This window comes from Pseudomonas sp. NPDC089554 (assembly GCF_050280645.1).
Lineage (GTDB): Bacteria > Pseudomonadota > Gammaproteobacteria > Pseudomonadales > Pseudomonadaceae > Aquipseudomonas.
On record NZ_JBNNVR010000035.1, the window covers coordinates 1 to 19,127 of the forward strand.

Annotated in this window: 19 protein-coding genes; 14 read left to right on the forward strand and 5 right to left on the reverse strand. The window is 63.9% G+C overall.

Going from position 1 to position 19,127, the window contains the following annotated elements:
* Positions 1-128: 128 nt before the first annotated feature.
* Positions 129-950 carry a cupin domain-containing protein gene (locus ACQKPE_RS12680; protein ID WP_427666273.1) on the reverse strand — a complete coding sequence of 274 codons (822 nt, stop codon included), beginning with the start codon at positions 948-950 and terminating at the stop codon, positions 129-131.
* A 125-nt stretch (positions 951-1,075) separates the two neighbouring features.
* Between ACQKPE_RS12680 and ACQKPE_RS12685 the strand changes: the two genes are divergently transcribed.
* The 5 genes from ACQKPE_RS12685 (at position 1,076) to ACQKPE_RS12705 (ending at position 8,841) form a co-directional block, all read left to right on the forward strand.
* A complete protein-coding gene (locus tag ACQKPE_RS12685) occupies positions 1,076-1,594 on the forward strand; it encodes a carboxymuconolactone decarboxylase family protein (RefSeq protein WP_427666275.1) in 519 nt (172 codons plus the stop codon).
* A gap of 171 nt (positions 1,595-1,765) precedes the next feature.
* On the forward strand, positions 1,766-2,776 hold the full coding sequence (locus ACQKPE_RS12690; RefSeq protein ID WP_427666277.1) for a zinc-binding alcohol dehydrogenase family protein: 1,011 nt from the start codon (positions 1,766-1,768) through the stop codon (positions 2,774-2,776).
* Positions 2,777-2,995: 219 nt separating this feature from the next.
* The gene (mexE, locus tag ACQKPE_RS12695; protein WP_427666279.1) at positions 2,996-4,237 is read left to right on the forward strand and encodes a multidrug efflux RND transporter periplasmic adaptor subunit MexE; all 1,242 of its coding nucleotides are present in this window, start codon (positions 2,996-2,998) and stop codon (positions 4,235-4,237) included.
* Positions 4,238-4,249: 12 nt separating this feature from the next.
* Complete coding sequence (locus ACQKPE_RS12700; protein WP_427666280.1) at positions 4,250-7,429, forward strand: efflux RND transporter permease subunit; 3,180 nt, start codon at positions 4,250-4,252, stop codon at positions 7,427-7,429.
* Positions 7,426-8,841, forward strand: coding sequence for an efflux transporter outer membrane subunit (locus ACQKPE_RS12705; protein WP_427666281.1), 1,416 nt, complete (start codon positions 7,426-7,428; stop codon positions 8,839-8,841). The genes ACQKPE_RS12700 and ACQKPE_RS12705 overlap by 4 nt, the downstream gene beginning before the upstream one ends.
* A 181-nt stretch (positions 8,842-9,022) precedes the next feature.
* Here the strand turns inward: ACQKPE_RS12705 and ACQKPE_RS12710 are convergent, their stop codons facing one another.
* Positions 9,023-9,856 carry an oxidoreductase gene (locus tag ACQKPE_RS12710; RefSeq protein WP_427666283.1) on the reverse strand — a complete coding sequence of 278 codons (834 nt, stop codon included), beginning with the start codon at positions 9,854-9,856 and terminating at the stop codon, positions 9,023-9,025.
* Between the two features lie 94 nt (positions 9,857-9,950).
* Between ACQKPE_RS12710 and ACQKPE_RS12715 the strand changes: the two genes are divergently transcribed.
* Positions 9,951-10,901, forward strand: a complete 951-nt coding sequence (locus tag ACQKPE_RS12715; protein WP_427666285.1) for an AraC family transcriptional regulator — start codon at positions 9,951-9,953, stop codon at positions 10,899-10,901.
* Here the strand turns inward: ACQKPE_RS12715 and ACQKPE_RS12720 are convergent.
* Positions 10,890-11,885: a bile acid:sodium symporter family protein gene (locus ACQKPE_RS12720; RefSeq protein ID WP_427666287.1), complete on the reverse strand. Its 996-nt coding sequence runs from the start codon at positions 11,883-11,885 to the stop codon at positions 10,890-10,892. The two genes, ACQKPE_RS12715 and ACQKPE_RS12720, sit on opposite strands and share 12 nt — an antisense overlap.
* Before the next feature lie 99 nt (positions 11,886-11,984).
* Here ACQKPE_RS12720 and ampC point away from each other — a divergent pair, with 99 nt between their 5' ends.
* From ampC to ACQKPE_RS12745, 5 genes are all read left to right on the forward strand, one after another.
* A complete protein-coding gene (ampC, locus tag ACQKPE_RS12725; protein ID WP_427666354.1) occupies positions 11,985-13,142 on the forward strand; it encodes a class C beta-lactamase in 1,158 nt (385 codons plus the stop codon).
* 313 nt (positions 13,143-13,455) lie between these two features.
* Positions 13,456-13,788 carry a hypothetical protein gene (locus tag ACQKPE_RS12730; RefSeq protein WP_427666289.1) on the forward strand — a complete coding sequence of 111 codons (333 nt, stop codon included), beginning with the start codon at positions 13,456-13,458 and terminating at the stop codon, positions 13,786-13,788.
* Positions 13,789-14,141: 353 nt separating this feature from the next.
* A complete protein-coding gene (locus tag ACQKPE_RS12735; RefSeq protein WP_427666290.1) occupies positions 14,142-14,510 on the forward strand; it encodes a histone-like nucleoid-structuring protein, MvaT/MvaU family in 369 nt (122 codons plus the stop codon).
* 231 nt (positions 14,511-14,741) lie between these two features.
* Positions 14,742-15,269, forward strand: a complete 528-nt coding sequence (gene gloA, locus ACQKPE_RS12740) for a lactoylglutathione lyase (RefSeq protein ID WP_427666292.1) — start codon at positions 14,742-14,744, stop codon at positions 15,267-15,269.
* Positions 15,270-15,366: 97 nt separating this feature from the next.
* A complete protein-coding gene (locus ACQKPE_RS12745) occupies positions 15,367-15,615 on the forward strand; it encodes a hypothetical protein (protein ID WP_427666293.1) in 249 nt (82 codons plus the stop codon).
* 121 nt (positions 15,616-15,736) lie between these two features.
* Here ACQKPE_RS12745 and ACQKPE_RS12750 read toward each other — a convergent pair whose 3' ends face one another.
* Positions 15,737-16,558 carry a shikimate 5-dehydrogenase gene (locus ACQKPE_RS12750; RefSeq protein WP_427666295.1) on the reverse strand — a complete coding sequence of 274 codons (822 nt, stop codon included), beginning with the start codon at positions 16,556-16,558 and terminating at the stop codon, positions 15,737-15,739.
* Between the two features lie 165 nt (positions 16,559-16,723).
* Here ACQKPE_RS12750 and ACQKPE_RS12755 point away from each other — a divergent pair, with 165 nt between their 5' ends.
* The 3 genes from ACQKPE_RS12755 to pbpG all read left to right on the forward strand — a co-directional run bounded on the left by ACQKPE_RS12755 (position 16,724) and on the right by pbpG (position 18,542).
* Positions 16,724-17,062 carry a hypothetical protein gene (locus ACQKPE_RS12755; protein ID WP_427666297.1) on the forward strand — a complete coding sequence of 113 codons (339 nt, stop codon included), beginning with the start codon at positions 16,724-16,726 and terminating at the stop codon, positions 17,060-17,062.
* Between the two features lie 104 nt (positions 17,063-17,166).
* On the forward strand, positions 17,167-17,349 hold the full coding sequence (locus ACQKPE_RS12760; protein WP_427666298.1) for a hypothetical protein: 183 nt from the start codon (positions 17,167-17,169) through the stop codon (positions 17,347-17,349).
* Positions 17,350-17,618: 269 nt separating this feature from the next.
* Complete coding sequence (gene pbpG, locus ACQKPE_RS12765; RefSeq protein ID WP_427666300.1) at positions 17,619-18,542, forward strand: D-alanyl-D-alanine endopeptidase; 924 nt, start codon at positions 17,619-17,621, stop codon at positions 18,540-18,542.
* A 23-nt stretch (positions 18,543-18,565) separates the two neighbouring features.
* Here pbpG and ACQKPE_RS12770 read toward each other — a convergent pair whose 3' ends face one another.
* Entirely contained in the window at positions 18,566-19,003 is a 438-nt protein-coding gene (locus tag ACQKPE_RS12770; RefSeq protein ID WP_427666302.1) for a hypothetical protein, read from the reverse strand.
* Positions 19,004-19,127: the final 124 nt, after the last annotated feature.

Below are 19,127 nucleotides of genomic sequence, written 5' to 3' on the forward strand. Positions count from 1 at the left end.
TTTTTTTGTTTGGTTGGGTGGGGTTTGGGGGGGGCCCCCCCCCCCCCCCGCTCCCCGGGGGGGGGGGGGGGGCGGCACTTTGCGTGTGGGAGCGGGCTTGCCCCGCGATAGGGCCGAGCCTGCCCAGCCTAGATTTTCCCTTCACGCCATTCCGATGGGCTCATGCCCGTCCGGCGCCGGAACACCCGCGCCAGTGCCGAGGGGCTTTGGTATCCCACCTCATCCGCTACCAAGGCCAAGGGACGCCCTTCGCGAATGCGCTTCTGCGCCAGCCCCACACGCCAGCCCGCCAGGTAATCCCCCGGCGTGTCACCCACCACCGCCCGAAAATGCGCGGCGAAGCTTGCCCGAGACATCCCCGCCAAGGTTGCCAACGCCTCCACGCTCCAGTTCTGAGCTGGCGCGTCGTGCATGGCTACCAGCGCCCGTGCCAGGCGCTTGTCAGCCAGCCCCGCGAGCATGCCGGCGCCCAGGCTGCCATCGCTGAGCAACTGGCGCAGGAGTTGGATCACCATCAGCTCGAACAAGCGGTTGAGCACCAGCGCCCGTCCACACTCGTCGCTTTCGGCTTCGGCAAACAGCCAATCGGTACTGGCCTGTAGACCGGTCAGGGCGCTCAATGGGCTGATCAGTACGTCAGGCAAGGCCGCCGTCAGGGGGTTGTGCGGCCCTCCGATGAAATTCAACGTGGCGCAGACCAGTTCAGCCTGGTCGTCTTCGTACGCGCTCAAGCGATGGGCCTGGGGGCGCACCAGCAGGATCAGGCTGGGTTCCTCGACTACCGATGCCTGGCCGCCCGGCCCTTCGAAGCGCAGGCGTCCTGCTCGCAGCAGGTGGACATGGCCCACCTGGGTGTCGCCAGGATACCCTGACAGGCCACAGAAGCTGCCTTGGTGGAAGGTATCGGCACTGAAGGCGAAATGGCTGAGCAACGTGGCAAGGCGGTCCATGGCGTTCTCATGATTAGACGATCAGTCGCATAAGTTGGATTATTCGAACCCAAAAGGCAAATTCTCCTGGGTAATCTGTGCCCAAGCTTGAACAACAAGCCCTTTACCCAAACAGGAGAAACATCATGACCCGTCTCAATGCACTGACTGTCGAACAAGCCCCGAACGCCGCTCGCCCGGCCCTGCAAGGGATCGAAAAAGGCATGGGCTTTATCCCCAACGCCTTCGCCACCATGGCCCACTCGCCGGCAGCCCTGGGCGGCTACCTGGCCCTGGCCCAGGCGCTGGGCAAGAACAGCCTTACCGCGCAGGAGCGCGAAGTAGTAGCGCTGGCAGCCTCGGAAGTGAACGGTTGCGAATACTGCACCGCCGCCCATACCTTCCTGGGCGGCAAGTCGGGGCTGAGCGCCGCCGACGTGCTGGCCGCTCGCGCCGGTACCTTGAGCCCGGTGGCGGCGTTCACCCGCTCGGTCACCCTGAGCCGTGGCCAAGTCAGCGATGAGGTGTTGACGGCGGCCCGCGAAGGCGGGTTGGACGAGGCGCGGATCGTCGATGTGATCGCCCAGGTGACGTTGATGACCTTGACCAACTACCTGAACAACGTTGCCCAGACCGAGGTGGATTTCCCGCCGCCTTCGGCCTGACAGCGCAGTTGGCAACACCGGCCTCTTCGCGGGCTTGCCCGCGAAAGGGCCGGTACTGCCGCCCTCACTTTCAAAGAAATACCGAAAGTCTTCCTGCCACTCCCTGGTTTTTCAGCTAAACCCCAAGCGCTAACCTAGCTCCATTCCTACTTCACAACGGAGCCAGCCCCCATGAAAGCCATCGTCTTCACCGAACACGGCCTGCCCATCGACCACCCCGAGGCCCTGTTCGACAGCGAACTGCCCCGCCCTACCCCTGGCCCACGCGACCTGCTGGTGCAAGTGCAGGCGATTTCCGTCAACCCGGTGGACACCAAGATCCGCGCAGGCTCCGGCAGCACTGCCCAGCGCGTGCTGGGCTGGGATGCGGTGGGCATCGTGCGTGAAGTCGGCGCCCAGGTGACCCTGTTCCAACCCGGCGACGAGGTTTATTACGCTGGCGCCATCGACCGCCCCGGCAGCAACAGCGAGCTGCACCTGGTGGATGAGCGCATCGTCGGTCACAAGCCACGCAGCCTCGATGCCGCAAGCGCTGCTGCGCTGCCGCTGACCGCCATCACCGCCTGGGAACTGCTGTTCGACCGCCTGGGCGTCGTCCAGGGTGGCGGTCAGGGGCAAAGCCTGCTGATCGTCGGCGCCGCCGGCGGCGTGGGTTCGATCCTCACCCAGCTGGCCCGCCAGCTCACCGGCCTGACCGTGATCGGCACTGCCTCGCGTACCGAGACCCGCCAGTGGGTCGAAGACCTTGGCGCGCACCACGTCATCGACCACACCCAGCCGCTGGTCAGCCAGCTGCAAGCCATCGGCATTGGCCAAGTCGACATGGTCATCAGCCTCACCCACACCGACAGCCACTTCGCGCAGTTGATCGAAGCCCTGCGCCCGCAAGGCCGCCTGGCGCTGATCGATGACCCGGCGACCCTGGACGTGGTGCCGCTCAAGCGCAAGTCGCTGTCGCTGCACTGGGAACTGATGTTCACCCGCTCGCTGTACCAAACCGACGACATGATCAAGCAGCACGCGTTGCTGGAGCAGGTGGCCAAGCTGGTCGACCAGGGCGTGCTGAAAACCACCCTGGGCGAGCACTTCGGCGCGATCAACGCCGCCAACCTGCGTCGTGCCCATGCCCTGATCGAAAGCGGCAAGGCCAAGGGCAAGATCGTGCTCGAAGGTTTCCGCTGATCCCGCCCTGCTGAACGGCCCTGTCACGGTGCGGCCTGCGAAGGCGCACGGTGACAGGGGCCGCCGTTGACAGCCCGCCCCTGCTCATATGCGCCCATCGATGGTGCAAGGGCACATATCATTCCGCGTGATAATAACCTTCGCATCATTCGATTCGTGCGCCGCGCGCACGCCGAGCAGAATCCGCCCACTATCACTAATACATTGGCGGAGTTCTCCATGGATCATTCACTCAAACCTTTGCGCTTACCCCTTGCTGCCTTGGCAGTGGTGGTGCTGAGCGCGTGCGGTCGAACCCCAGATGCCGTGCAGGCTCCCGCCGCGCCCAAGGTCAGTGTGGCCAAGGTGATCGAGCAGCCAATCAATGAATGGGACGAGTTCACCGGCCGCCTCGAGGCGCCGGAAACCGTCGAGGTGCGCCCACGGGTCTCCGGCCAGATCGACCTGGTAGCCTTCACCGAAGGTGCCCAGGTCAAAAAAGGCGACCTGCTGTTCCAGATCGACCCGCGCCCGTTCCAGGCTGAAGTACGCCGCCTCGAAGCCCAACTGCAACAGGCCAAGGCCACCGCCATTCGCAGTGCCAACGAAGCCCGCCGCGGTGAGCGCCTGCGTGACAGCAACGCCATCTCCGCAGAACTGGCCGAGTCGCGCAGCAGCGCCGCTTCCGAAGCCCGCGCCGGTGTCGACGCGATCCAGGCCCAACTGGACCTGGCCCGCCTGAACCTGAGCTTCACCCGCGTCACCTCGCCGATCAGCGGCCGCGTCAGCCGCGCCGACTACACCGCCGGCAACATCGTCAGCGCCGATGTCACCCCGCTGACCAGCGTGGTTTCCACCGACAAGGTCTACGCCTACTTCGACGCCGACGAGCGCGTGTACCTCAAGTACACCCAGCTCGCCCGCCAAGGCCAGCGCGGCCAGACCACCCCGGTGTACCTGGGCCTGAGCAACGAAACCGGCAACCCGCACCTGGGCCAGATGAACTTCGTCGACAACCAGGTCAACCCGCGCACCGGCACCATCCGTGGCCGCGCCGTGTTCGACAACCGCGACGGCCAGTTCACCCCCGGCCTGTATGCCCGCCTGAAGCTGGTCGGCAGCGCCACCTACAACGCCGTGCTGATCAACGACGAAGCGGTCGGCACCGACCTTGGCAAGAAGTTCGTGCTGGTCATGGACCAGAACAACAACGCGACCTACCGCGCCGTCGAGCTGGGCCCGAAACTCGAAGGCCTGCGTATCGTGCGCAGCGGCCTGAACAAGGAAGACCGCATCGTGGTCAAGGGCTTGCAGCGCGTGCGCCCAGGCTCGCCGGTCACGCCTGAGGAAACCCCGATGGCCAGCGAACAGACCCTCGCCACCCTCGCCCAGCAGCGCCAGGCCCTCGAAGCCAGCATCCAGGCCAAGCGTGTGGTCGGCCCCAGTGTGAAAGTCGCCAGTGCTCAAGCACCGCGCGGTTAAGGGACAACACCGATGAACTTCTCTAAATTCTTCATCACCCGGCCGATCTTCGCCGCCGTGCTTTCGCTCGTGCTGCTGATCGCCGGTTCCATCTCGCTGTTCCAGCTACCGATCAGCGAATACCCGGAAGTAGTGCCGCCCACCGTAGTGGTACGCGCCAACTTCCCCGGCGCCAACCCCAAGGTGATCGGCGAAACCGTCGCCGCACCGCTCGAGCAGGCCATCACCGGTGTGGAGAACATGCTGTACATGTCCTCGCAGTCCACCGCTGATGGCAAGCTGACCCTGACCATCACCTTCGCCCTGGGCACCGACCTGGACAACGCGCAGGTGCAGGTGCAGAACCGCGTGACCCGGACCCAGCCCAAGCTGCCCGAGGAAGTCACCCGTATCGGTATCACCGTCGACAAGGCCTCGCCCGACCTGACCATGGTCGTGCACCTGACCTCGCCGGATAACCGCTACGACATGCTCTACCTGTCCAACTACGCCATCCTCAACATCAAGGATGAACTGGCCCGCCTGGGCGGCGTGGGCGACGTGCAGCTGTTCGGCATGGGCGACTACTCGCTGCGGGTCTGGCTCGACCCGAACAAGACCGCTTCGCGCAACCTCACCGCCAGCGACGTGGTCAACGCCATTCGCGAGCAGAACCGCCAGGTAGCCGCCGGCCAGCTGGGCGCACCGCCCGCGCCAGGCAGCACCAGCTTCCAGCTGTCGATCAACACCCAGGGCCGCCTGGTCAACGAGGAAGAGTTCGAGAACATCATCGTGCGTGCCGGTGCCGATGGCGAAATCACCCGCCTGAAGGACATCGCCCGGGTCGAGCTCGGCTCCAGCCAGTACGCCCTGCGCTCGCTGCTGAACAACCAGCCGGCCGTGGCCATTCCAATCTTCCAGCGCCCAGGCTCGAATGCCATCGAGATCTCCGATGAAGTGCGGGCGAAGATGGCAGAGCTGAAGAAAGATTTCCCGCAAGGTATGGACTACAGCATCGTCTATGACCCAACCGTGTTCGTCCGCGGCTCGATCGAAGCGGTGGTGCACACCCTGTTCGAAGCCCTGGTGCTGGTGGTGCTGGTGGTGATCCTGTTCCTGCAGACCTGGCGCGCCTCGATCATCCCGCTGCTGGCGGTGCCGGTGTCGCTGATCGGTACCTTCGCGGTCATGCACCTGTTCGGTTTCTCGCTCAACGCTCTGTCGCTATTCGGACTGGTATTGGCGATCGGTATCGTGGTGGACGACGCCATCGTCGTGGTGGAGAACGTCGAACGTAACATCGGCCTAGGCCTCAACCCGCTGGAGGCCACGCAGAAAGCCATGGGCGAGGTGACCGGCCCGATCGTCGCCACCGCGCTGGTGCTGTGCGCCGTGTTCGTGCCGGCGGCGTTCATCTCCGGCCTTACCGGGCAGTTCTACAAGCAGTTCGCCCTGACCATCGCCATTTCCACCGTGATCTCGGCGTTCAACTCGCTGACCTTGTCGCCGGCCCTGGCCGCCGTGCTGCTCAAGGACCACCACGCACCGAAGGACCGCTTCTCGCGCATTCTCGAGAAGCTGTTCGGCGGCTGGCTGTTCGCCCCGTTCAACCGCTTCTTCGACCGTGCCAGCAACAACTACGTCGGCGGCGTGCGCCGGGTCATCCGCTCCAGCGGCATCGCCCTGTTCGTGTATGCCGGCTTGATGGGCCTGACCTACCTGGGCTTCTCGTCCACCCCGACCGGCTTCGTGCCGGCCCAGGACAAGCAGTACCTGGTGGCCTTCGCCCAACTGCCGGACGCGGCCAGCCTCGACCGCACCGAAGCGGTCATCAAGAAGATGAGCGAAATCGCCCTGGAGCAACCGGGCGTTGCCGACTCGGTAGCCTTCCCGGGCCTGTCGATCAACGGTTTCACCAACAGCCCCAACAGCGGCATCGTATTCACCCCGCTCAAGCCGTTCGATGAGCGTAAGGATCCGAGCCAGTCGGCAGCAGCGATCGCCGCAGCGCTCAATGCCAAGTTCGCCGACATCCAGGACGCCTACATCGCGATCTTCCCACCGCCGCCAGTACAGGGCATGGGCACCATCGGCGGTTTCCGCCTGCAGATCGAGGACCGCGGCAACCTGGGCTACGAGGCGCTGTACAAGGAAACCCAGAACATCATCGCCAAGAGCCATAGCGTGCCGGAGCTGGCGAACCTGTTCACCAGCTACCAGGTCAACGTGCCGCAGGTCGATGCTGCCATCGACCGGGAAAAGGCCAAGACCCACGGCGTGGCGATCAACGATATCTTCGACACCCTGCAGGTCTACCTGGGCTCGCTGTATACCAACGACTTCAACCGCTTTGGCCGCACCTACCAGGTCAACGTCCAGGCTGAACAGCAGTTCCGCCTCGATGCCGAGCAGATCGGCCAGCTGAAGGTGCGCAACAACCTGGGCGAGATGATTCCGCTGGCGACCTTCCTGAAGGTCAGCGACACCTCCGGCCCTGACCGGGTCATGCACTACAACGGCTATATCACCGCCGAGATCAACGGTGCCGCAGCCCCAGGCTACAGCTCCGGCCAGGCGGAGGCTGCGATCGAGAAACTGCTGAAAGAGGAACTGCCCAACGGCATGACCTACGAGTGGACCGACCTGACCTACCAGCAGATCCTCTCGGGTAACACCGCACTGTTGGTCTTCCCGCTCTGCGTACTGCTGGCCTTCCTGGTGCTGGCTGCCCAGTACGAAAGCTGGAGCCTGCCGCTGGCGGTGATCCTGATCGTACCGATGACCCTGCTGTCGGCCATCACCGGCGTGATCATCGCCGGCAGTGACAACAACATCTTCACCCAGATCGGCTTGATCGTATTGGTGGGCTTGGCCTGTAAGAACGCGATCCTGATCGTCGAGTTCGCCAAGGATAAACAAGCCGAGGGCCTCGACCCGCTGGCTGCGGTGCTGGAGGCGTGCCGCCTGCGTCTGCGCCCGATCCTGATGACCTCGATTGCCTTCATCATGGGCGTGGTACCGCTGGTGTTCTCCTCCGGTGCCGGTGCCGAGATGCGTCATGCCATGGGTGTGGCGGTGTTCTCGGGGATGATCGGCGTGACGATATTCGGCCTGTTCCTGACCCCGGTGTTCTTCTTCCTGATCCGCCGTTTCGTCGAACGCCGCGAAGCCCGCAAGGCCGAACGCGCGCCTTCGCTGGAGAACCATGCATGAACCTGCTCAAACCCTTGACCCCTAGCCTGCTGGCACTGGCCCTGGCGGCCTGTGCAGTAGGCCCGGACTACCAGAGCCCGCAAACCCAGGCGGCGCGCTTCGACAGCGAAGCGCCAGTCAAAGCCCTGGACCGCAGCCGCTTCGAAGGTACCTGGTGGAAGCAGTTCGACGACCCGGTGCTGGACCAGTTGGTGCAGGCCTCCCTGCAAGGCAACCGTGACCTGCAAGTGGCCTTCGCCCGCCTGAAGGCGGCGCGGGCGATCCGCGATGACGTGTCCAACGACGACCTGCCGGTGGTCACCAGCCGCGCCAGCAGCGAGATCGGCAGAGGGCAGATTCCTGGCCAGACCGAGAGCCGGGTCAACAGCGAGCGCTACGACCTGGGCCTGGACATGGCCTGGGAAGTCGACCTGTTCGGCCGTATCCAACGTCAGATCGAGGCCAGCAAGGCTCAGGAAGACGCTGCCGAAGCCGACCTGCAACAACTGCAAGTGAGCCTGATCGCTGAACTGGTGGATGCCTACGGTCAACTGCGCGGTGCCCAGCTGCGCGAGAAGATCGCCCTGGCCAACCTCAAGACCCAGCAGGATTCGCGCAGCATCACCGTGACCCTGCGTGATACCGGCGTGGGCAACGAGCTTGACGTAGTACGCGCCGATGCCCGCCTGGCCGCAGTGGAGGCCACCGTGCCGCAGCTGCAGGCCGAGCAGGTGCGTTCGCGCAACCGTATCGCCACCTTGCTGGGCGAGCGCCCGGACAGCTTGAGCGTGGACCTTTCGCCCAAGCAGTTGCCGGCCATCGACAAGGCACTGCCAGTGGGCGACCCGGGCGAGCTGCTGCGCCGCCGCCCGGACATCCGCAGCGCCGAGCGCCAGCTGGCCGCCGCCACCGCCAATGTCGGCGTGGCCACCGCCGACCTGTTCCCACGGGTCAGCCTGAGCGGTTTCCTCGGCTTCACTGCCGCGCGCGGCTCGCAGATCGGCTCCTCGGCCGCCAACGCCTGGGGCCTGGGCCCCAGCATCACCTGGGCAGCCTTCGACCTGGGCAGCGTGCGGGCTCGCTTGCGCGGCGCCAAGGCCGATGCCGACGGTGCGCTGGCCAACTACGAGCAGCAGGTATTGCTGGCACTGGAAGAGTCGTCCAACGCCTTCAGCGACTACGGCAAGCGCCAGCAGCGCCTGCTGGCGCTGATGCGCCAGAGCGATGCCAGCCGAAAGGCGGCAGACCTGGCGTCGATCCGCTACCGCGAAGGCACGGTGGACTACCTGGTGCTGCTCGACGCCGAGCGCGAGAAGCTGGGCGCCGAGGATGCCCAGGCCCAGGGCGAGATCGAGCTGTACCGCGGCATGGTCTCGATCTACAAGGCCCTGGGTGGCGGCTGGCAGCCTGAGACGGTGGCCAGCGCGCGTTGAGATATCGGTAACTCCGGTCGGTTGGATCCCTCCCCCAACCCCACTTGCCCCGCGGGCTTGCGCTTGCGGGGCTTTTTTATGCTGGCCTTACCGGCGTCTTCGCGGGCAAGCCCGCTCCTACAGGTACTGCGCGAATCCTGTAGGAGCGGGCTTGCCCGCGAATAGGCCAGCAATGGCACCCTCACCCATCCGTCGAACGGCTAACGTCCTCCCACCTCGCAATCTCCTCCTCCATCGCCTCCAGCTTCGCCCTCACCAAGCCCAGCGCATCGCTACCCAGCAACAAATGCGCAGGCGGCTGCTCGCTGCCGATCACCGCCAGCATCGCCCGAGCAGCCTTCACCGGGTCGCCCAGCTGCTTGCCGCTCTTGGCCTCGCGGGCACTGCGGATGGGGTCGAACAGCGCGTCGTAATCGGCGATGGAACGTTCCGTACGGGCCATCGAGCGCCCTGCCCAATCGGTGCGGAACGACCCCGGCGCAACAGCCGTAACGTGGATACCGAACGCACTTACCTCCTTGCCCAGCACCTCGGAAATGCCTTCCAGGGCGAACTTGCTGCCGCAGTAGTAGGCGATGCCCGGCATCGTGATGAAGCCGCCCATGGAGGTGATGTTGAGGATGTGCCCGCGCCGACGTGTACGCATGAAAGGCAACACCGCCTTGGTCATGGCCACCGGGCCGAATACGTTCACTTCGAACTGGCGGCGCATCTCGTCCAGAGAGGACTCTTCGAGAATGCCTTCGTGCCCATACCCTGCGTTGTTGACCAGTACATCGATGGCGCCGATGTTTGCTTCGATATCGGCCACCAGCGTATCGATCGCGGCGAAGTCGGTCACATCGAGCACCCGGCCGATGGCGTTCGCCGGGTGCAACGCTGCGAAGTCCTGGCGCGCCTGCTCGCTACGTACCGTACCGACCACCCGATGCCCGACCTGAAGTGCTTCGAGGGCCAAGGCCCGGCCAAACCCGCTGCTGACGCCAGTGATGAGAATGAGTTTGCTGGATGACATGCCTACGTTCTCGCTCCAATGAATGAGAACTGTACGATATTCTTTGATTAGCTCTGGCGTCAGGCTCAAGAGACTACTTTTATTGCCTATTCCTATGAGCCCATCAGAGACATCGATGTCCTTGCAACAGCGCATGGTCAGCCAACTGCTGGCCCAGGCCCCTCAGGAGGGCTACAACCTCACCGCCCTGCCCGACGTGCGTATCCTGCGCTCGGACCGTCCGTTGGCGCGCACGCCGGTGCTGTACGACCCCGGCATCGTGATCGTCTGCCAAGGCCGCAAGCGGGGCTACTTCGGCGACCGGCTCTACCTCTACGACGAGCAGCACTACCTAGCCGTGGCAGTGCCGGTGCCCTTCACCATGGAAACCGAAGCCAGCGCCGAGCACCCCTTGCTGGCCCTGTACCTGCATCTGGATTTCCAACTGGCCGCCGACCTGCTGGTGCAACTCGAACAGCACCAGGCTCCGGCACCTGCCCAAGCGCCGCTGAGCATGATGTCCAGCCCCATGGACGACGCCTTTCGCGCCACGGTGCTGCGCCTGCTCGAGGCCCTGGGGCAGCCGCTGGAAGCGGCGGTGCTGGGCCCTGCGCTAGTGCGTGAGCTGTACTTTCGTGTGCTTACTGGCGCCCAGGGCGAGGCGATGCGCGCCGCCTTGGCCATGCGCGGGCAGTTCGGCAAGATCGGCCGGGCCTTGCGGCGCATCCACAGTGCCTACGCGCAGCCGCTGGACCTGGCGCAATTGGCCGCCGAGGCCGGCATGAGCGTGCCGACCTTCCACAGTCATTTCCGGGCAATCACCCAGACCTCGCCGATGCAGTACGTCAAATCCACCCGGCTGCACCAGGCGCGCCTGCTGATGGTGCGCGAAGGCATCAGCGCCGAAGCGGCCAGCCATGCCGTGGGCTATGCCAGTGCCTCGCAGTTCAACCGCGAATTCAAGCGCCTGTTCAGCCTGACGCCTGCGGCCGAGGCCAGGCGCCTGCGCGAGCAGTTCGCCTTGCCACCGGCATTCGCCAACGCCGACTATGTGTCATCGCACTGATACGCTGGCCTGCTCTGCACTGTCCTCGCGCGCCGCATAGCGCTGCGCCAACACCGCACAGACCATCAGCTGGATCTGGTGGAACAGCATCAGCGGCAGGATGATCGCGCCGATGCCGCTGCCGACGAACAGCACCTGGGCCATCGGCACACCGGTGGCCAGGCTCTTCTTGGAGCCGGCGAACAGGATGGTGATGCGGTCTTCGAGGTTGAACCCCAGCACTCGCCCAAGCAGGCTGGTGCCCACCAACACCAGGGTCAGCAGCACACCGCAGGCGACGAACAGGCCAACCAGATGCTGCGGCGAGACGGTGTGCCACAACCCGGTCACCACCGCTTCGCTGAACGCGGTGTAGACCACCAGCAGGATCGAGCCCTGGTCGACCTTCTTCAGCCAGCCCGCGTTACGCTTGACCCAGGCGCCGATCCAGCGCCGCGCCAGTTGCCCCGCAACGAAGGGCACCAGCAGTTGCAGGGTGATCTTCAGCACCGCATCCAGGCCAGAGCCGGTGTCGCCATCGGCGCCGAGCAGCAGCATTACCAGCAGCGGGGTCAGGAAGATGCCCAGCAGGCTGGAGGCCGCCGCGCTGCAAATGGCAGCCGGCACATTGCCGCGGGCCAGGGAGGTGAAAGCGATGGCCGACTGCACGGTGGCCGGCAAGGCGCACAGGTACAGCAGGCCCAGGTACAGCTCGTTGCCCACCAAGGGCACGAACAATGGCTTGAGCGCCATGCCCAGCAGCGGGAACAGCACGAAGGTGCAGGAGAACACCAGCGCGTGCAGGCGCCAGTGGCCGGCGCCTGCGATGATCGCCTCGCGCGACAGCTTGGCGCCATGCAGGAAGAACAACAGGCCGATGGCCAGGTTGGTCAGCCAGCCGAACACCACCGCCCCCTCGCCATAGCAAGGCAGCACCGTGGCGATGAACACCACCGCAAGCAGGGCCAGGGTGAACTTGTCGAAGAGCATGCGCAGGTACTTCATGGCGGTTCCGTGTTGTCAGGGGCTGGGGCAGACGATAAGGTCTGGCCCGGTTACCTGCTAACGCCGGAACTCCCGCCAGTGTCGCTGAACGGACACACGATCAGCCATCAAAGGACTTACCCCATGCACCTCCCTCGCTCCCTGCTGTTGGCCGTCCTCCTGGCCGCTAGCCAAGCCCAGGCCGATACCCTGCAAAACCAGGTCGACTCGGTCATCGAACCGATGATGCGCGAGCACGACATCGCCGGCATGGCCGTGGCGGTCTACGCCAACGGCCAGGAGCACTATTTCAGCTATGGGCTAGCCAGCAAGGCCGAGCGTACACCGGTGACCCGCGACACGCTGTTCGAGGTCGGCTCGGTCAGCAAGACCTACACCGCGACCTTGGTCGCCCTGGCCAGTGCCGAAGGCAAGCTCGACCTTAAAGCCCCCGCCAGCCGCTACCAGCCGGCGCTGTCCGGTACGCCGCTGGGCGAGGCCAGCGTGCTCGAACTGGGCGCCTACAGCGCCGACTGCCTGCCGTTGCAGTTCCCCGACGAAATCAAGAACGACGCCCAGGCCCTGGGTTTCCTGCAACAATGGAAACGCCGCTTCGCGCCCGCCACCCAGCGCTGCTATTCCAACCCCAGCCTCGGCCTGTTCGGCAACCTGGCGGCGCTCGCCCAGCAGCAGCCCTTCGCCCAGTTGATGGGCCAGAGCTTGCTGGCGCAGCTGAGGCTCCAGCATACCTACCTGCAAGTGCCTGCCCAGGCCCGCGGCCTGTACGCCCAGGGCTACGACGCCAAGAACCAGCCAGTGCGGGTCAACCCTGGCCCGTTCGCCGATGAGGCCTACGGCATCAAGACCAGCGCTGACGACCTGCTGCGCTATGTGCGCCTGCAACTCGACCCGCGCCTGCTCAAACCGGTGCAGGCCCAGGCCATCGCCCTCACCCAGGCGGGTTACTTCCAGGTAGGCGAGATGACCCAGGGCCTGGGTTGGGAACGCTACCCCTACCCCGTGGCGCTGGACACCCTGCTGCAAGGCAACGGCGCGCAGATGATCCGCGAACCCCAGGCGATCCGTCGGCTGGACCCACCGCAACCGGCAGCGCCGGGCTTCTGGTACAACAAGACCGGCGCCACCAGCGGCTTCGGCGCCTATGTCGCGTTCGTGCCGTCCAAGGGCATGGGTATCGTGTTGCTGGCCAACCGCAACTACCCCAACGAGGCCCGGGTGAGCGCCGCCTACCGCATTCTCACGACCCTTGAACCATGACTGACCAGTACTAATTCCTACAATAAAAACAGGATTGTCAGACAAGATGTAGTGACTAAAAATTTTCACTACAAAACCATTGACGCCTTTCCTCGGCCTTGGGCATGATGAGGCCGTCTCCCTGATCGGGAGCGGTGGCAAGGGTGTTCCAAACGGCCTGCGCGGTAACGCAGGCCGTTCGTGGAGAGGGAAACTGCCCAGAAGGCAGCGTGAGAAAGCCCCTGTTGCGATGCTGCTGTAGCAGCCTGAGGTGTGCGCTACATCCTGTGGCGCCAACTATGAAAATCACCAACGAATGGGTAATGGGGGCTTTATGATGAACTTGAACAACAATCCTACGATCGACCAATTGGCCGAACTGTTCGCTGCACGCAAGGACAGCCTCGACGACCACCTGCTGTGGGTCAGCCAGACCGGCGAGGTACGCCTCGACCGCCTGCCGCCGAACACCGTCGAAGATGAATTCGAATCGCACATGCCCAGCATGCGTGCGCGCTTCAAGGTCTACCGCCGTGGCCAGGGCTTCGTCGGCAAGAAGGCCGCCGCCGACACCCAGTTCGTCGGCCGCGTGCTCGAGACCCTGCAACAAGAATGGCCCGCCGCCCGTGAGCGGCAGGCAATCAAGGTGATCGAACCGCTGCACTGATTCGCACCACCGCTACTTGAGCCCGGCCCCTTTCAGGCCGGGCTTTTTCATGCCTGCCTGAATACTATGTTTTTTCCGTCTCGCAGGTACGCCTACACCCGTATTTACTGCGAAATCACCTTCAGAACAATGACCTGAAGCGAATCCAAAACAGCCTGGATAGTGCCGAAAAACTACAGTACAAGTACCCGGCAAAGTTCCCGATTACTTGTGAAAAGTTTAAGGTTTACCCAATAGCCAAGTGGCGACTACACTGCACTCAGCGAACAGCTCTACCTACCTGCGTGGCCGACGTTAATTGTTGTTCCATGTTCGTCACGTCACGCCACGGCTGACTTACAGGAGTGATGAAAGTGTCCAGACTTGCAGAGTTTCGTGCCGCCGAAAAAGCACTTCAGGAACAAATGGCGCAACTGGAGGCATTGAAAAAGGATGCCGGCCTGAAACGTGAAATCGAGTTCGAGCGCAAGCTGCTCGACCTCATGAAACACTACGACAAGGGCCTGCGCGAGATCATCGCCCTGCTCGACCCCAAGGCTGCCAAGGCAGGCGTCAAGGCCAGCGGCAGCGCACCGAAACAGCAACGTCGACCACGGGTGGTCAAGGTCTATGAAAACCCCCACACCGGTGAGCTGATTGAAACCAAGGGCGGTAACCACCGCGGCCTGAAAGCCTGGAAAAACCAATACGGCGCGGCCACCGTGGAAACCTGGGTGCGATGATGAAACATCCACACGCGCTTCACATTTTTTTTACATCGCCTGGCTCATTATCGAACCAGCTAAAGGATTAGCGACCCCATCACGCGCCCGCACACGCGGGCCTCTCTTCCAGGCGCCCTGCACACATTCGTGCAGGGCGCTTTCATTTGCGCAATCGCTTCACTGCCGTATCATGGCCCGCCTGTCTTCATCGTCGGCACCTTCCGAGCCGACCCCGTCTCTGGAGCCCCCATGAGCCTGCACGACCTGCAAACCCTGCCTGGCGTCACCGCACAGCCGGATACTGCCACCGCGCAATTCGTCTTCAACCACACCATGCTGCGCGTCAAGGACATCGAGAAGTCGCTGGACTTCTACACCCGCGTGCTGGGTTTCCGCCTGGTCGACAAGCGCGACTTCCCGGAAGCGGCTTTCAGCCTGTACTTCCTGGCCCTGGTCGACCCGGCGCAGATCCCCGCCGATGACGCCGAACGCCACCAGTGGATGAAGTCCATCCCTGGCGTACTGGAGCTGACCCACAACCACGGCACCGAGAACGACCCGGCCTTCGCCTACCACAACGGCAACACCGACCCGCGCGGCTTCGGCCACATCTGCATCTCGGTGCCGGACGTACGTGCCGCGTGCGAGCGCTTCGAGGCCCTGGAAGTGCCATTCCAGAAGCGCCTGGCCGATGGCCGCATGAACCACCTGGCGTTCATCAAGGACCCGGACGGCTACTGGGTGGAAGTGATCCAGCCAGCCGAACTCAAGGGCTAAGCTTAGCGGCACGCGCTCGTCGGGCCGGGAACTCCCGGCCCCTCGCTGTGGTATATGAAGGTAAGTGCTTCCAAGCCACCACAGCGAGGTAAGGACGATGCAAACCCTTCACTGTGCATACCGCGACCACACCATCACTGCCAGCGTCATGCCCCACCCGGGGTCTCCCCTGCCCTATGCCGCCGGCTGCCTGATCACCACCCCCGAAGAACACACCAGCCGACGCTTGTCGCTGCCGGTGCGCATGGCGTTCTTCTCCGACCTGGAAAATGCCCAGCATGCCGCGCTTGCCCATGGCAGGTGGCTGGTGGACCAGCAGCTGGATGGGAAACGCAAGTTGTTCTGAACCTGCCCCATAGGCGGTGTTCTTTTCGCGGGCAAGCCCGCTCCCACAGATATAGCGTCGTATTCAAGAGCGACGCTATATCTGTGGGAGCGGGCTTGCCCCCGAAGGCGTCAACGCAATCTCAAGCCTGGCGGGCAAACGCCACCGCCGCCGCCACCTGCTGGTCCGTCGGCCTCACTCCCGTGTACAACACGAATTGCTCCAACGCCTGCAAAGCGATCACATCGAGCCCGGTAATCACCGGTTTGCCCAGCGCTTCAGCGCGGCGTATCAATGGCGTTTGCGCGGGCATGGCGACCACATCGAACACCCGCTCGGCCGACTCGATCGCAGTTTCCGGGAATGCCAGTTCATCCGCTTCTGACCCACCCGCCATGCCGATCGGCGTCACGTTCACCAGCATTGGCGGGCAGATATCGTCCAGTTGCGCCTGCCAACGGTAGCCACAGGCATCTGCCAACTGGCGCCCGGCCTGCTCATTGCGAGCGACGATGACCCCCTCGGCGAACCCCGCATCGCGCAGCGCACTGGCCACGGCCTTGGCCATGCCACCGCTGCCGCGCAGGGCGAAGGCGGTACGTGGGTCTATCGCGTGCTCCTCGAGTAGCTGACGCACCGCCAGGTAGTCGGTGTTGTAGGCCTTCAGGTGGCCATCGGTATTCACCAGGGTATTGACCGAGTCGATGGCCGCCGCAGAGGGGTCGACCTCATCCACCAGCGCCAGGCACGCCTCCTTGTAAGGCATGGATACGCCACAGCCACGGATGCCCAGCGCACGGATGCCGGCCACTGCCGCGGGCAGGTCCTGGGTGGTCATGGCCTTGTAGTAGTAGTCCAGCCCCAACTGCTGGTAGAGGTGGTTGTGAAACCGCACGCCGAACGTACCCGGTCGCCCGGCCAGGGAAATGCACAACAGGGTATCCCTGCTCGGTGGAATGCTCATCGATAACTCCTTGCGCACTGACTGAATCGATTCTTCCAGCCTACCAGACTGACCGCCAGTCGCCCCTTACACAACCTTTACCTTGCGCCAGTGCCGGACGGCGGGCGTTCGTGGTCATAGTGATAAGCCCCATGTACGGGGTGTAGCCCTGTGAGGACATTTTCCATGAACCGTTTCATTCCTGGAGTCGCCCTGTTGGTCGGCGCACTGGCCATCAGTGGGCAAGCATCCGCCCATGGCGGTGGTTGGCGGGGCCCGGGCCCGGTGCTCGGCGCAGCCGTGGTCGGTGCCGTGGTCGGCGCGGCGGTTTCGGGGGGCCATGACCGCACGGTGTACGTCGAGCGTGCACCGGCCTACTACCCACCGCCGCCGGTGTATTACGGCCCTCCGCCGCCGGTGTACTACCAGCCCTACGTGGTCGAACGCTACGTACCGGCGCCGCCACCGGTGTACCGCCGCTACTACGGCCCACCGCCGGTGTACTACGGCCCGCCGCGCTGGTGATTGCAGGTCACGTTGAAAAAACCAATGACCACTATTGAGCGTGTTGATTTCAACAGCGCCCGGCCACTGGGTAAGGTAGGCCCATGTTTCAGAGGAGGTCCAACATGGCCACTATCCAGATCATGTCCGTCGTCGGCACTGCCGTTCCCCCAGCGCTTCGCGAGCAAGGCCTGCTGGCCTGCTGGTACTTGATGAGCAATGGTGAACCGGTCAGCGGCCCCCTGGCCTCCCGTGCCACTGCCCAGGCCATGGCCGAGCGCTTGCAGGCAGGCCGCCTGCTCGCCTGAACCCCGAATCTTGTTGTGCGTTGCTCCTTACGCTCTCCCTTTATGCCCGCCTCTGGCGGGCTTTTTTTTATGGGAGCGGCCTACCACCGGTGCCAGGCCCGCCCCGCCACACCGTCGGCGAAAAACCGTTCCAGCATGAAGGTTTTTTCATTTCAATGCGCCGCTGCAACGAGCAATCGACAGCCGCCGAGCCATACTCCATCATGCAGCGGCTTTTCAGGGGAAACCCTGCACAGCCAACGACATACCTACTTTTAGTGAGCCTCGACGTGAAAATTTCCCTGCCCATCGTCAGCCTGCTGCTGGCGCTCTCCGCCACCCTTACCCTTCCGTCGACCGCTGCTGCACAATCCCCGGCTCAAACGCAACGCGACCCGTCCAAGCTGCACCTGGCGTCCGGCAGTGCCTTGCTGATCGACCTGAATACCAACCAGGAGCTGTACTCCTACCACGCCGACCGGGTACGCCCAATCGCCTCGGTCACCAAGCTGATGACCGCCATGGTGGTACTCGACGCCAAGCTGCCGATGGACGAGATGCTGACCATGACCATCGCCAACAACCCGGAAATGAAAGGGGTGTACTCACGCGTGCGCCTGGGCAGCCAGCTCAACCGCCGCGAAACCCTGCTGATTACCCTGATGTCGTCGGAGAACCGCGCCGCCAACAGCCTGGCCAACCATTACCCCGGCGGCTACCCAGCCTTTATCAAGGCCATGAACGCCAAGGCCCGCGCCCTGGGCATGAGCCAGACGCGCTACGTGGAGCCGACCGGCCTGTCGACCCAGAACGTGTCCAACGCCCATGACCTGGTCAAGCTGCTGATGGCTGCACGCAAGTACCCGCAACTGGGCGAGCTGTCGAGCACTTCGGAGAAGACCGTCGCGTTTCGCAAGCCCAACTACACCCTGGGCTTTCGCAACACCGACCGCTTGGTCAACAAGAGCAACTGGGACATCGCCCTGACCAAGACCGGCTTCACCAACGAAGCCGGCCACTGCCTGGTGCTGCTGACGAAGATGGACAACCGCCCGGTGGCGATGGTGATCCTGGATGCGTTCGGCAAGTACACTCACTTCGCCGATGCCAGCCGCATGCGCCAGTGGCTGGAGACCGGCAGCGCCAAGCCGGCACCGGCAGCGGCCCTGCAATACAAGGCCGAACGCCAGAAAAGTGCGCTGGCGGCAGACTGACCGCAGCCCCGCTGACCCAGGCCTCAGGCCTGGGTATTGACCACACCGCCGGCGCTGCTGCCGCCGGCCTTGGCCAGGGCCTCGAGCAACTGCGCGGTGGCCACCTGGATCTGCCCATTGAGGGTGGAAATGCTCGCCTGCTTGGCGCTCACCAGGCTCAGCTTGGTGGTTTCATCCATTTTGCGCCTCATCAGCTCGCCCAGTTGCTTCTGCTCCTCGGCCAACTGTTTCTGCAACTGCTTGATCATCTCGCGCAATTGCTTGATGTGCGCCGGCTCGCTGTCGCCGCTACCGCTGCTGCCCTCGGCGGCTTTGCTGTTGCCGCTGCCGGTGACCCCGGAGAAGTCGACCTTGGTCGGGTCCTTTTCGCGTGCCCCGGTGTCGTCACCCTGCACCGTGACCTTCAAAGTCGACAGTTGCGAGACGCTCGATTGAATGCTGATACCCATGATGGCTGACATGTTCGCTTCCTGGCGGCAGTGACAATTATGCTGTTGCCCTTTGTATCGGCTCGCACCCGCCACGCTTGAGCCCTTCCAGCGCGTAAATTTCCCACCCTCTCGTTCGTCCACCTGATACCCGAGC

Coding starts and splice junctions, on each gene's coding strand:
- ACQKPE_RS12680 (WP_427666273.1), bottom strand. CDS start 950: ATGGACCGCCTTGCCACGTTGCTCAGCCATTTCGCCTTCAGTGCCGAT.
- ACQKPE_RS12685 (WP_427666275.1), top strand. CDS start 1,076: ATGACCCGTCTCAATGCACTGACTGTCGAACAAGCCCCGAACGCCGCT.
- ACQKPE_RS12690 (WP_427666277.1), top strand. CDS start 1,766: ATGAAAGCCATCGTCTTCACCGAACACGGCCTGCCCATCGACCACCCC.
- mexE (WP_427666279.1), top strand. CDS start 2,996: ATGGATCATTCACTCAAACCTTTGCGCTTACCCCTTGCTGCCTTGGCA.
- ACQKPE_RS12700 (WP_427666280.1), top strand. CDS start 4,250: ATGAACTTCTCTAAATTCTTCATCACCCGGCCGATCTTCGCCGCCGTG.
- ACQKPE_RS12705 (WP_427666281.1), top strand. CDS start 7,426: ATGAACCTGCTCAAACCCTTGACCCCTAGCCTGCTGGCACTGGCCCTG.
- ACQKPE_RS12710 (WP_427666283.1), bottom strand. CDS start 9,856: ATGTCATCCAGCAAACTCATTCTCATCACTGGCGTCAGCAGCGGGTTT.
- ACQKPE_RS12715 (WP_427666285.1), top strand. CDS start 9,951: ATGAGCCCATCAGAGACATCGATGTCCTTGCAACAGCGCATGGTCAGC.
- ACQKPE_RS12720 (WP_427666287.1), bottom strand. CDS start 11,885: ATGAAGTACCTGCGCATGCTCTTCGACAAGTTCACCCTGGCCCTGCTT.
- ACQKPE_RS12730 (WP_427666289.1), top strand. CDS start 13,456: ATGATGAACTTGAACAACAATCCTACGATCGACCAATTGGCCGAACTG.
- gloA (WP_427666292.1), top strand. CDS start 14,742: ATGAGCCTGCACGACCTGCAAACCCTGCCTGGCGTCACCGCACAGCCG.
- ACQKPE_RS12745 (WP_427666293.1), top strand. CDS start 15,367: ATGCAAACCCTTCACTGTGCATACCGCGACCACACCATCACTGCCAGC.
- ACQKPE_RS12750 (WP_427666295.1), bottom strand. CDS start 16,558: ATGAGCATTCCACCGAGCAGGGATACCCTGTTGTGCATTTCCCTGGCC.
- ACQKPE_RS12755 (WP_427666297.1), top strand. CDS start 16,724: ATGAACCGTTTCATTCCTGGAGTCGCCCTGTTGGTCGGCGCACTGGCC.
- ACQKPE_RS12760 (WP_427666298.1), top strand. CDS start 17,167: ATGGCCACTATCCAGATCATGTCCGTCGTCGGCACTGCCGTTCCCCCA.
- ACQKPE_RS12770 (WP_427666302.1), bottom strand. CDS start 19,003: ATGTCAGCCATCATGGGTATCAGCATTCAATCGAGCGTCTCGCAACTG.